The organism is Mycolicibacterium xanthum (assembly GCF_019710635.1).
Lineage (GTDB): Bacteria > Actinomycetota > Actinomycetes > Mycobacteriales > Mycobacteriaceae > Mycobacterium > Mycobacterium xanthum.
Window position 1 is genome coordinate 1 of sequence record NZ_JAIFZS010000084.1, and the last position, 12,332, is coordinate 12,332.

12 protein-coding genes are annotated in these 12,332 nt (G+C 68.9%); 4 read left to right on the forward strand and 8 right to left on the reverse strand.

The genetic code is table 11. The features are described 5' to 3' along the window. Positions 1–116 precede the first annotated feature (116 nt). The 5 genes from JDV09_RS24600 to JDV09_RS24620 all read right to left on the reverse strand — a co-directional run bounded on the left by JDV09_RS24600 (position 117) and on the right by JDV09_RS24620 (position 4,222). Positions 117–509 (reverse strand): hypothetical protein, encoded by a 393-nt coding sequence (locus tag JDV09_RS24600; protein ID WP_255605965.1) that lies wholly within the window; start codon positions 507–509, stop codon positions 117–119. Between the two features lie 483 nt (positions 510–992). After that, a complete protein-coding gene (locus JDV09_RS24605) occupies positions 993–1,376 on the reverse strand; it encodes a hypothetical protein (protein WP_221371763.1) in 384 nt (127 codons plus the stop codon). A gap of 70 nt (positions 1,377–1,446) precedes the next feature. Continuing rightward, complete coding sequence (locus JDV09_RS24610; RefSeq protein WP_221371764.1) at positions 1,447–1,953, reverse strand: DUF3830 family protein; 507 nt, start codon at positions 1,951–1,953, stop codon at positions 1,447–1,449. Beyond that, positions 1,950–3,359: an amidase gene (locus JDV09_RS24615; protein ID WP_221371788.1), complete on the reverse strand. Its 1,410-nt coding sequence runs from the start codon at positions 3,357–3,359 to the stop codon at positions 1,950–1,952. Before JDV09_RS24615 ends, JDV09_RS24610 begins: the two co-directional genes overlap by 4 nt. A gap of 500 nt (positions 3,360–3,859) precedes the next feature. Then, complete coding sequence (locus JDV09_RS24620; RefSeq protein WP_221371765.1) at positions 3,860–4,222, reverse strand: hypothetical protein; 363 nt, start codon at positions 4,220–4,222, stop codon at positions 3,860–3,862. Between the two features lie 167 nt (positions 4,223–4,389). Here JDV09_RS24620 and JDV09_RS24625 point away from each other — a divergent pair, with 167 nt between their 5' ends. The 3 genes from JDV09_RS24625 to JDV09_RS24635 all read left to right on the forward strand — a co-directional run bounded on the left by JDV09_RS24625 (position 4,390) and on the right by JDV09_RS24635 (position 6,072). After that, on the forward strand, positions 4,390–5,280 hold the full coding sequence (locus tag JDV09_RS24625; protein WP_221371766.1) for a sulfurtransferase: 891 nt from the start codon (positions 4,390–4,392) through the stop codon (positions 5,278–5,280). Between the two features lie 5 nt (positions 5,281–5,285). Next, entirely contained in the window at positions 5,286–5,690 is a 405-nt protein-coding gene (locus JDV09_RS24630) for a SufE family protein (RefSeq protein ID WP_221371789.1), read from the forward strand. A gap of 73 nt (positions 5,691–5,763) precedes the next feature. Further along, entirely contained in the window at positions 5,764–6,072 is a 309-nt protein-coding gene (locus tag JDV09_RS24635; RefSeq protein ID WP_221371767.1) for a hypothetical protein, read from the forward strand. A 10-nt stretch (positions 6,073–6,082) separates the two neighbouring features. Here the strand turns inward: JDV09_RS24635 and JDV09_RS24640 are convergent, their stop codons facing one another. The 3 genes from JDV09_RS24640 to JDV09_RS24650 all read right to left on the reverse strand — a co-directional run bounded on the left by JDV09_RS24640 (position 6,083) and on the right by JDV09_RS24650 (position 10,029). After that, on the reverse strand, positions 6,083–7,702 hold the full coding sequence (locus tag JDV09_RS24640; RefSeq protein WP_221371768.1) for a SulP family inorganic anion transporter: 1,620 nt from the start codon (positions 7,700–7,702) through the stop codon (positions 6,083–6,085). Then, positions 7,699–8,076 (reverse strand): ArsR/SmtB family transcription factor, encoded by a 378-nt coding sequence (locus tag JDV09_RS24645; RefSeq protein WP_308124236.1) that lies wholly within the window; start codon positions 8,074–8,076, stop codon positions 7,699–7,701. Before JDV09_RS24645 ends, JDV09_RS24640 begins: the two co-directional genes overlap by 4 nt. A gap of 171 nt (positions 8,077–8,247) precedes the next feature. Next, positions 8,248–10,029 (reverse strand): SLC13 family permease, encoded by a 1,782-nt coding sequence (locus JDV09_RS24650; RefSeq protein WP_221371769.1) that lies wholly within the window; start codon positions 10,027–10,029, stop codon positions 8,248–8,250. 248 nt (positions 10,030–10,277) lie between these two features. Between JDV09_RS24650 and JDV09_RS24655 the strand changes: the two genes are divergently transcribed. Then, a complete protein-coding gene (locus JDV09_RS24655; RefSeq protein ID WP_221371770.1) occupies positions 10,278–12,077 on the forward strand; it encodes an acetyl-CoA carboxylase biotin carboxylase subunit in 1,800 nt (599 codons plus the stop codon). Positions 12,078–12,332 lie beyond the last annotated feature (255 nt).

A 12,332-nucleotide genomic window follows, 5' to 3' on the forward strand; every position in this document is an offset into this window, starting at 1 on the left:
AGTGACAGACCTCTGGAAGCAGTAGCCGCCGCGCGCCGATACCAAAGCCCGACCCTGAAACGCAGTAGGGACTGCCACCACGTGGTGGCAGTCCCTACTGCGTTTGGTAGATGGGACTAGCAGCCCTGGCCGATAGCCGCCGTGAAGGAGCCGTTGTAGGCCGCGACCGACACCCCGAAAGCGCAGGCCTCGAAGTTGATTGCCGCCAACCAGCCGAAGAATGGTTGCAGGAGGCCGGGAATAAGCACCAAGGGCTGGAATGAAAGGTAGACGTTCCTGTGGCCGCAATTCTGAACGGGGCCGAAGCAGAACCACGAATTCGCAGCAACGCCGACCGAGGTCAGGACCGGTGCCGCCATGATGTCCGACATCGCCGGCGCGCTCGGCATCGGCACGGCAATATCCGCATTGGCGGCAACAGCCGGCGTCAGAGCCGCGCCGGTTGCGAGCGCAGCGGCCGCCGCGCCGACCTTGACCTTGGTGCCCAATGCAGAGAAGTTTGTTGTCATTGTCGACATAGTTTCCCACCCTGTTCGATGTTGATCCGGTTACAGCTCACGTGCTGGAAGCATCGCACGCGCCGGTGTGCCTGTCAATCGGAAACATAATACCGAGGCCGTTGCCCAGCAAATCTCGTATGGAATGTGGCCAGCACCATGTGCCGGCCACAAGACCGAAACGATGCAGACGGCTTGAAGTCACCGCCACCAGACGCGCGCGCTGTGATTTGCCGAGACGTTACATATGACCACTTTACCCAGGTAAATGTGATACGCCACGAGACTAGGCCATCGCTGATACCGCGCGCGCCGGAAGGCAACTCAGCGACGTCGGATACCGGTTTGATCACCCACCCGCGGCCGGGAGCACTGAGCACATCACTAACGGGCAAGACAGCGCAACGAATGTGATGGGCAAAGAAGATCCATCCCACGCCGCTCGAACGGCGCCGAAATCACCGCGCGAGGACACTGGTCGCGGCTAGCGGACGGCTAGCAGCCGCGGGTGCCCGGGCGTCGGACCGCAAGGATGACCCGCATCGTCTTCTGCGAGATCTCCGAACCACCCCGGGGCGACTGGGCGCACACTTCCCAGTTGGTGTAGTTGATGACCTGCTGCGTGTTCTTCCTGTTCAGAATCCGCAGATCCAGATCCACGTCGCCTGTCACGTCCAGGACCGAGTTGATCGCCCGGGACAGCGTTTCGGTCCGCACGTCCGGCATGACCCACGGGCCCGCGTTTCCGTCTTGCGCCGCCGTCGCGGGTCCCGCGAATCCGATCATCCCGGCCGAGACCGCCATCGTCGTCACCGTCGCAGCAATGATCTGGCTGCGCATCGTCGTCCCCTCCACGTCGTTGTGTCCCCTGTCGAACACTAACAAGGTTGACGGTCCGCCCAGGTAACGATCCGCTCACGACCGCTTTGCTGGGCGCGGTTCGACGCGCTCAGGCGCGCGCAAACGTCAGCGTTTCGCCGCGCACGCCGCCCATCCACAGGTCCTGACACGCCGCGGCCATCTCCTCCAGGCCCTCGGTGACGGCGCCGAACACGTTGCCGGGCACCCAGCCCTGGTCACCGTTGATCAACAGGTTGTTGCGGCCGTAGAACAGCGCCAGATCGACGATCGCGCCGGTGGTGCCGGTACCGGTGGAGTTCTCATACCCGTAGGCCGGGTTGCCGAGGTCGTCGGAGTCGAACGAGAACCAGCACAGATCCCCCGGGATCGGTGTCACCGTGGTGTTCTCCCTGCCCGGGTCGGCGGCGAACGCCGGCAGCAGCGTGTAGATCTCGTTTCGGGCGTACTTACCGTGAAACACCTGGAACGACAGCGCGCGTCCATCGGACAGCGCATTCCACACCGCCGTGCAGGTACGCGGCGCCTGCTCGTCGAGCAGCCGCGCGGTGCAGCTGACCCCCCGCTTGTCCAACGAGACGGTGATCAGTCTGCTCACTGCGGATCCTCCTCGGTGATCAGTGCGGGCGTGCGGTGATGCCAGTTGGTGGCCGCCTGATAGGTCTGGCCCACCCGCAGCACCACATCGTCGGCGTGCCGCGCACCGACGATCTGCAGCCCGACCGGCAACCCGGAGCCGGTGAACCCGCACGGCACGCTCAGCGCGGGCTGCTGGGTCATGTTGAACGGATAGGTGTAGGGCGTCCAGCTGGTCCAGTCCGGCGACGTCCAGCCCTCGGGCACGTCGCGGCCGGCCGGGAACGCCGGCAGCGGCAGCGTCGGGGTCAGCAGCACGTCATAGCTCTGGTGCAACCGTCCCATCAGCTGGCCCAGCGCCACCCGAACGGCGATGGCGTCCAAGTAGTTCGACGCGGTGAACGTCGCCCCGGCCCGCGCGGTGCGCAGCAGCCCGGCGTCGACCCGGCCGTCCAGGTCGTCCAGGTCGCCGTACGGTTGCAGCATCTTGGCCTCCCCGGAGAACCACAGCACGTGGAACGCCTCCACCGGGTCGGCGAACCCCGGGTTGACCTCCTCGACGTGCGCGCCCGCCCCGGCCAGCACCTCGGCCGCGGCGCGCACCGCGGCGTCGACGTCGGCGTCGTTGCGCACGTAGCCCAGGTCCGGGGAGTACGCGATCCGCAGCCCGGCCACCCCGGCGTGCAGGCCGTCGAGGAACGAGCCCTCCAGTGTCGGCATCGCCGACCAGTCCCGGGCGTCGAACCCGGTCAGCACATCCATCAGCGCCGCGGCGTCGCGCACGGTGCGCGTCATCGGGCCCGAATGCGCCAACGTCCCAAAGGGGCTCGGCGGATAGTGCGGCACCAGCCCGAAGGTCGGCTTGAGCGCGACGGTGCCGGTGAACCCGGCCGGGATCCGCACCGAGCCGCCGCCGTCGGTGCCGACCGACCACGGCCCCATGCCCAGCCCGACCGCCGCCGCGCTGCCGCCGCTGGACCCGCCGGAGGTCATCGCCGGGTCCCACGGGTTGCCGGTCGGGCCGTAGGTCAGTGAGTCGGTGACACCCTTCCACGCGTACTCCGGGCAGGTGGTCTTGCCGAGGATGACCGCGCCGGTCTCCCGCAGTCGCGCCACGCACGGGGCGTCCTCGTCCCACGGGCCGGCCGGGTCGATCAGCGCGCTGCCGCGCAGCGTCGGCCAGCCGCGGGTCAGGAACACGTCCTTGATCGAGACCGGCACGCCGTCGCCGGTGCCCAGCGGTGCCCCGGCGTGCCAGCGGGCCTCGGACTCCTTGGCCGCGGCCAGCGCCCCGTCGGCGTCGACCAGCACGAACGCGTTGACCGCCGGGTCGTAGGCGTCGATCGCGTCCAGCGCGGCCCGGGTGGCCTCCACCGGGGAGATGGACCGGTCCCGGTATCCGGCAACGAGTTCGGTGGCCTCCAGCATCACCGCCCCTTCCCGCCCGGGATGTAGCCCAGGTTTGTCCACCACATTGTCCAGCTTCGCCGCCGCCGAAATTGCGGTGGTTGGTGTTTCGGCCCGCCGGATCGCAGCCCTGGACGCAATGCCGGCCACGGCGGCGGCTGGGCCCCGAGTGGGCCGGGTAACCGGTCCGCAATTCCGATATCACCCACGACATCGCAGTTCGGGAACGACACACACCCCCCGCGGAGCGCTCAGGTCCGGCTGCCCGCACCGACGACCTCCCGCGGCGGCGACGCAGGACGGGAATGCACCCTGGCGTCGATCTGGTCTCTAGCCTCGCGGGCCAGGTGTATTCGCCGAAGCTTGGCTCCGGTCGTGCGTGCATCCGGTGGCCGACACGGCGATATTCATTCGACGGGGCCGGCGGTTTCAGAATGCTTCGACTTGTGTTCAGAGGCCGAGCACTCGACGAAGCCCGCGGTCGACGCGGTGCACCGAATGCGCGCACCCGCCGGCGACCGCTACGGGCAGCTGGCCTGTTTGGACCGCTCCACCTTCAACGTGATGGTGTTCTTCGCCGTGAAGACCTTCCCCGGGCCCGGGGACTGCGCGCAGACCAGCCAGTCCTCCTGGTTGATCACCGCGCGGTCGCCGGTGGCGACGGGCTTGATCTTCACCTGTTCCCCGCCGGTGACCGCGAGGACGGATTTGATCGCCGGGAACAGGACCATCCCCTTCAGGTCGGGCATCACCCAGGCCGAAGGGGGGTTGGGGTTGCCGGCGACGCCGGTGTCCCGGTTCGCCGACGCCGGGGTTGCGGTCAGCAGGCTTCCCGCCGAGACGGCACACATGGCCGACACCGTCGCGATGATGCGCTTGTTCATCGTCAATCCTTTGATCTCAGCGAGCTACTGCCAACAACGCTATGGGCGCTCCAGACCGGCCGCTGAGATCCCAAGCGAATCAACAGGAACCACCAAGCAGGCACGCAGCCGGCCGGGGCGGCCCCCCACCGGGCCCCCGAGCCTGTGAATCCCACTAGGCTGGGCACGTGCCGCTACCCGCTGATCCCAGCCCCGCCCTGAAGTCCTATGCCCACCCCGAACGGCTGGTCACCGCCGACTGGCTGTCCGGAAACCTGGGCCGCCCGGGCCTGGCCATCGTCGAGTCCGACGAGGACGTGCTGCTCTACGACACCGGCCACATCCCCGGCGCGGTGAAGATCGACTGGCACACCGACCTCAACAACCCGCACGTGCGCGACTACATCACCGGTGAGCAGTTCGCCGAGCTGATGAACCGCAAGGGCATCTCCCGCGACGACACCGTCGTCATCTACGGCGACAAGAGCAACTGGTGGGCCGCCTACGCGCTGTGGGTGTTCACCCTGTTCGGCCACCCCGATGTGCGGCTGCTCGACGGCGGACGCAGCCTGTGGATCTCCGACGCCCGCGACACCACGCTGGACGTGCCGTCCAAGCAGACCACCGGCTACCCCGTCGTCGAACGCAACGACGGCCCGATCCGCGCGTTCAAGGACGACGTACTGGCGATCCTGGGCAAGCAACCGCTGATCGACGTGCGCTCCCCGCAGGAGTACACCGGCGAGCGCACCCACATGCCCGACTACCCCGAAGAGGGTGCGCTGCGCGGCGGCCACATCCCGACCGCGGTGTCGATCCCGTGGGCCAAGGCCGCACTGGACAACGGCAAGTTCCGCTCCCGCGCCGAACTCGACGAGCTCTACGGGTTCCTCAAGCCCGGCGACGAAACCGTGGTGTACTGCCGGATCGGCGAGCGCTCCAGCCACACCTGGTTCGTGCTGACCCACCTGCTCGGCATGCCCGGCGTGCGCAACTACGACGGCTCCTGGACCGAGTGGGGCAACGCGGTGCGGGTTCCGGTGGTGGCCGGCGAGCAGCCCGGAGACGCGCCCGGGTGAGCGCGATGCCGGCCGCGCTGGCCGAGGTGGTCTTCGACTTCTCCGAGGTGCAGGGCCAGGACAAGCTGGCACTGCTGCTCGAGTTCGCCGGGGAGCTGCCGGAACTGCCCGCCGACCTCGAGGAGGCGGCAATGGAACCGGTACCCGAATGCCAGTCGCCGCTGTTCCTACACGTCGACGCCTCCGACCGCGAGCACGTCCGGCTGTTCTTCAGCGCCCCGGCCGAGGCCCCGACGACCCGTGGGTTCGCCGCGATCCTGGCCGCCGGGCTGGACGGCGGTTCGGCCGACGACATCCTGGCCGTGCCCGACGATTTCTACTCCGAGCTGGGCCTGGCGGCGCTGATCAGCCCGCTGCGGCTGCGCGGCATGTCGGCGATGCTGACCCGCATCAAGCGTCGGTTGCGGTGATCCCGTAACGTTCAGCAATCCGTCGACCGATAGACAGCTGACCGACGACACCGAGCCGGGGAGGGCCTCCACAATGACCACACGTCCGTTCACCAAACTGGGCATGATCGGCATCGCCGTGCTGGCCGCGGCAGCCGGTGCGGTCGCCCTCAGCGGCACCGCCGGCGCGGACGTCAACGAGATCGGGCCCAACCCGCGGGTGACAAGCGACCAGGCCGACAGCGTGAAGCGCAATGCCACCTTCGGCGAGGTCCGCGGCAGCGACATCCTCGAGGTGCGCGGCGAGGGCGAAGTCCGGGACTCCCTGATGGCGGTGCCCGGCACCCGTGCCCGTGGCTTCCGCGGCGGCTGGTCCACCGGGATCCAGGGCGGGCTGCGCTAGACCCGCCCGCTCACGCGGGCTGCGTGACGTGGCTTCGGGCATGCGCGATCGCCTCGTCGAGCGAGTCCATCAGATGGTTCTCGTGGCGCAGCGACTCCATCACGCCGACATTCTCGAGCAATGCTTTGTGTTCGGGCCGAACACCCTTGATGATCACCGTGATGCCGCGTGACTCGAGTTCCTCGGCGATCCGTGCCAGCGTGTGCGCCCCGGTCGCGTCGAGCATCCCCAGCTGAGACATCCGGATGATCACCACCGCCACGTCCGGATGCTCGGCGTCGACGATCGTGCTCGAGATGCGTTCGGCGGCACCGAAGAACATCGCGCCGTCCAGGCGCAGCAGCGCGATCCTCTCGTCACCCGGTTGCGCGGGCCCGGGCAGTTCCTCGCGGGTGACGCTGCTGCGCCGCGCGACGGTGCGCAGCGCGAACACCGCGGCCACCACGATGCCGATCTCCACCGCCTCGATCAGGTCGAAACCGATCGTCACCACGGCGGTCAGCGCGAACGTCAACGCATCCGAGCGCGTCGACGTCATGATCTTGGGGATGGTGCGCCACGGCACCATCCGCACCGCGGTCACCATCAGCACCGCCGACAACGCGGCCAGCGGGATCGCCGAAACGGGTGCGCTGGCCAGGTAGACCACCGCCAGCAGCACCAGCGCGTGCACGATCGCCGACATCCGGGTGCGCGCCCCCGACCGGACGTTGACCGCGGTGCGGGCGATCGCACCGGTGGCGGGCATCCCGCCGAACAGACCGGACGCCACCGAGGCCAGCCCCTGCCCGACCAGTTCCCGGTTCGGGTCATACGGCCCGGTCGGCGACATGGTGGCCGCCACGCGGGCCGACAACAGCGATTCGATCGCGGCCAGCGCCGCGATCGCCAGCGCCGCACCGAGCAGTGTCCGCAACGCGCCCAGATCCGCGTGCGGCAGCGCCGGAACCGGCAGATGCGACGGCAGCTCCCCGATCCGCGCGACGGGCAGACCGACGGCGACCACGACCACCGTGGCGGCCACGACGGCGGCCAGCGACTCGGGGATGGCGCGGTGCAGCCGCGGCAGCCCGAGCATCAGGACCACCACGAGCGCCACGACGAGCAACGCCGGACCGGGCGTGGCGTGCAGGACCGTCGACACCGCGGCGACGATCGGCCGCTGGCCCTCCGGCGTCGGCTGCCCGAACGCCGCGGGCACCTGCTGCAGAAAGATGATCGCGGCGATGCCGAGCGTGAACCCCTCGATCACCGGCCACGGGATGAACGTCACCGCCCGCCCCAGGCCCGTCACGCCCGACACCACCACGATCACCCCGGCCAGCACGGTGACCAGCGCCAGGCTGCCCAGCCCGTACTGGGCCACGATCGGCGCCAGCACCACCGCCATCGCACCCGTCGGCCCCGACACCTGCACGTGCGACCCGCCGAACACCGCGGCCACCAGGCCCGCGACCACCGCCGTGATCAGGCCGGCGGCCGCGCCGGCGCCCGAGCTGATGCCGAACGCCAACGCCAGCGGCAACGCGACGACCCCGACGGTGACGCCGGCCATCAGGTCGCGCCGCCACGAGCGCGGCAACTCGGCGTAGTCGCTGCGTCGCGGCAGCAGATTTCCGATCGCGCTCATCGCGGCGATTCCACCGGCGGCAGCGACGGCAGCGCGTCGAGCCGGTCACGCTGGGCGGCCAGCGTGTCGGCCAGGAAGGTGCGCGCGATCACCAGCAGCTCCGAGATCTTGGGATGGGCGAGCTGGTAGTAGACGGCGTTGCCGGTCCGCTCGGCGCTGACCACGTGGTGGCGCCGCAGCACCGCCAGGTGCTGCGACAGCAGGGTCGGCTCCAGCTCGGTCTGCTTGAGGATCTCGCTGACGGGCGTGGGTCCCCCGCTCGCCGACAGGATCTCGAGCACCCGGATCCGCGCGGGATGCGCCAGCGCCTTGAACAGGTTGGCCTTGATCTCGTAGAGCGGGCGCTCGGCGCCGACCAGGAAACCGTGTACCACGTGGCCGCCTTCACTCGGCGGGTCGGACCGACCCGGGGCTTGATGGATTGAACAAAATCTCAATCCACTATACCGGCAATCAGAGCGTCGCCGATCGGCCCCCATCGCCACGGCGCGCGTTCGAGCGCGTCGCCGTTGCGCGGGTGCGCACGTCGCTGTTGCGCAGGTCGCTCAGTGGAACGGGAAGAAGACCGGCACCAGCGCCGGTGTCGCCACCAGGACGAGCAGCGTCAACGGCACTCCCAGGCGCGCGAAGTCGATGTACCGGTAGCCGCCCATCGCCCAGACCATCGTGTTCGTCTGATACCCGATGGGGGTCAGGAACGACAGGCTCGCCCCGAAGATCACGACCACCGCGAACGGCATGGCGTTCAGGTGTGCCTGCTCCGCGACGGCGACGGCGATGGGAAACATCAGCGCGGCCGCGGCGAGGTTGGAGATCATCTCGGTGACGACCATGGTGGCCGCGAGCACCGCCGCCAACAGTCCGAAACCGCCCAGCGGGGCCGCGGCGCTCACGACCACGTTGGCCAGCGAAGCCGCCAGGCCACTCTTCTCGACGGCAAGCCCCAGGGCGAAGCTGGTCGCCATCAGCAGCAGCACGTTGGCGTTGATGGACCGGCGCGCATCGTTGAGGGTCACGACTTTCGTGACGATCAGCGCGAACACGATGATCAGCGACACCTTCAGCAGATCGATCAGCCCGGTGCCGGCCAACACGATCAGCGCGGCGATGCTCAGCTCGACCACCCTGGTGTGTTCGCGCCGAATCGGCCTGTCCTGATTGAGCGGAGCCACCACCGCGAAGTCGCGGTGCTGGCGGTACCGCTGCAGGAAGTCGGGGCCCGCCAACACCAGCAGCACGTCTCCGGCCCGGAGCCGGACATCACCGAGCTTGCCGGACAGCTGCTGACTGGCGCGATGAATCGCCACGACCGCGGAGCCGTATCGGCTACGGAAGCCCGCTGCCTTCAAACTGGACCCGACCAGCGGTGAACCGGCACCGATCACCGCTTCGACGAACTGGCGCTGCGGATTTCGTGCCAGGTCGTCGAAGTGACGCGCCTCGGCCGAGGTGAGTCCCGGCATGTTCTGCAGATCCAGCACCCGCGCAAGGTTTCCGACGAACACCAACCTGTCGCCCACCGCCAGGGGCTCGTCGGGTCCGACCGCCGCGATGACCCGCTCCGCGCGTCCCACTTCGACCAGGAACACTCCCTCGAGGTTGCGCAGCCCGGCCTCGGCGACCGTCGCGCCGGCAAGAGGGCTGCTGGCGGCGATGGTCATCTCCACGGTGAACTCGCGTTCGGTCCCGGCCAGGGTTTCACCCGGAGCGACGCGGTCCCTGAGCAGGCGCGGACCCAGCAGCACCATCAGCAGCACGCAGCCGATCGTCAACGGAAGCCCGATCCCGATGATCGAGAACACACCCAGTCTCCCCAGCCCGGCCGAGTCGATGAGGTCGTTGACGAACAGGTTCACCGACGTGCCGATCATGGTCATCGACCCGCCGAGGATGACCGCGTAACTCAGCGGCATCAGATACAGCGACGGAGACCGTCCCGTTCGGCGACACCAGCGAACCACCCGCGGAGCCAGCATCGCGACCAACGGGGTGTTCGCGATGAAGGCCGACACCCCCGCCGACGGGCCACAGACCCGCAGGAGTTCCATGCGTGGCTTGGCCCGGTCGGCGCCGCCGAGGAGTCTCGACGTCACACCGTCGAACGCGCCGGTGATATCGGCCGCTCCCGCCAGTACGTACAACGCTGCGACGATGGCGACGGACTTGTTGGCCACGCCTGCCAACAGCTGCCCGGAATCGATGACACCCGAGGCGTACAGCGACAGGACCGCTCCGCCCATCACCAGGACCGGATTGAATCGGTCGACAATCAGCACACCGAGAGTGACGATGACCACAGCCAGGGTCACCCAGGCGTCAACGCTCACGATCCCCTCACTTGCCGGGCCGCCGGCGAGCAGGAGGCCACCAGCACCGCATGGTGTGCCTCACCGTAGCCCGTACCGGCCACACCGAGTGGGATCCCCGACGCCCGCCCGGCCGGCAACACGTCGGATGCCTGCAGGGTTACCGGCGGGTAAGGGACCGGCTCGCCGACACTCGAGTTGGGCCGCATAAGCTGCCCGGGATATCTTCTTTAGAAAGCTCTTAGAGAACCATGCCGTCAGGAGGCGCAGTGGCCAGTCACGCCAGCTCGAAGATCGCCAAGGTCCTCGTCGCCAACCGCGGGGAGATCGCCGTCCGGGTGATCCGCGCGGCCAGGGACGCCGGGCTGGCCAGCGTGGCGGTCTACGCCGAACCCGATGCCGATGCGCCGCACGTCCGGCTTGCCGACGAGGCCTTCGCGCTGGGCGGGCAGACCTCGGCCGAGTCCTATCTGGTGTTCGAGAAGCTGCTCGACGCCGCCGCGAAGTCGGGCGCCAACGCCATCCACCCCGGATACGGCTTCCTGAGCGAGAACGCCGAGTTCGCGCAGGCCGTGCTGGACGCCGGGCTGATCTGGATCGGGCCCAGCCCGGCCTCGATCCGCGACCTGGGCGACAAGGTGACCGCCCGGCACATCGCCGCGCGCGCCGAGGCGCCGCTGGTGCCCGGCACCCCGGACCCGGTCAAGGACGCCGACGAGGTCGTCGAGTTCGCCAAGCAGTTCGGCGTACCGGTGGCCATCAAGGCGGCGTTCGGCGGCGGCGGCCGCGGCATGAAGGTGGCCCGCACCATCGAGGAGATCCCCGAACTGTTCGAGTCCGCCACCCGCGAGGCCGTGGCCGCGTTCGGCCGCGGCGAGTGCTTCGTGGAGCGCTACCTGGACAAGCCCCGCCACGTCGAGGCCCAGGTCATCGCCGACATGCACGGCAACGTCGTCGTCGCGGGCACCCGCGACTGCTCGCTGCAGCGGCGCTTCCAGAAGCTGGTCGAGGAGGCCCCGGCCCCGTTCCTGACCGACGCCCAGCGCAAGGAGATCCACGAGTCGGCCAAGCGCATCTGCAAGGAGGCCGGCTACCACGGCGCCGGCACCGTCGAGTACCTAGTCGGCCAGGACGGCCTGATCAGCTTCCTCGAGGTCAACACCCGCCTGCAGGTGGAGCATCCGGTGACCGAGGAGACCGCCGGCATCGACCTGGTCCGCCAGCAGTTCAAGATCGCCAACGGCGAGGTCCTCGACATCACCGAGGATCCGGCACCGCGTGGGCACTCGATCGAGTTCCGCATCAACGGCGAGGACGCCGGCCGCGGCTTCCTGCCCGCGCCCGGACCGGTCAGCAAGTTCGAGGCCCCGCAGGGCCCCGGCATCCGGCTGGACTCCGGCGTGGAGACCGGCTCGGTCATCGGCGGACAGTTCGACTCGATGCTGGCCAAGCTGATCGTCACCGGCGCCACCCGCGACGAGGCGCTGGAACGTTCCCGGCGCGCCCTGCACGATTTCACCGTCGAGGGCCTGGCCACCGTCATCCCGTTCCACCGCGCCGTCGTCTCCGACCCGGCCTTCATCGGCGACGGCTCGTCGTTCGACGTGCACACCCGCTGGATCGAGACCGAGTGGAACAACACCGTCGAGCCGTTCACCGGCGGCGATCCGATCGAAGAGGAAGACACCATCCCGCGCCAGACCGTGGTGGTCGAGGTCGGCGGCCGTCGCCTCGAGGTGTCGCTGCCCGGCGACCTGGCCCTCGGCAACGGCGGGGCTTCGCCGTCGGGCGCCATCCGCAAGAAGCCCAAGCCCCGTAAGCGGGCCGGCGGCGGCGGGGCCGCAGCCTCCGGCGATGCCGTGACCGCGCCGATGCAGGGAACCGTCGTCAAGGTCGCCGTCGAGGAGGGCCAGACCGTGGCCGCCGGCGACCTGGTCGTGGTGCTCGAGGCGATGAAGATGGAGAACCCGGTGACCGCCCACAAGGACGGCGTCATCACCGGGCTCTCGGCCGAGCCCGGTGCGGCGATCACGCAGGGCACCGTGCTCTGCGAGATCAAAGGCGACTGACCCTCGGGTTTGCTGTTGGCGGCATCCGCTGCGTTTCTCGACTGTGTGTTAGCTCAAATGCTGCGGAACGCCCCGCTTGCTGTCGGCACAGTCCGCCCACATACACTGGGATTGCCGTTGATGCTGGCGAAAGATCCTTCGGCGAAAGTGGTGCACCGCGTCGCCAACTTCGATATGGTTTGCCCGTATCGGAAGGATCTGTTTGCTGGACCGGATGTGCGGCAGCGAGGGGTGAACGGCCCCGCCACCCGGGCG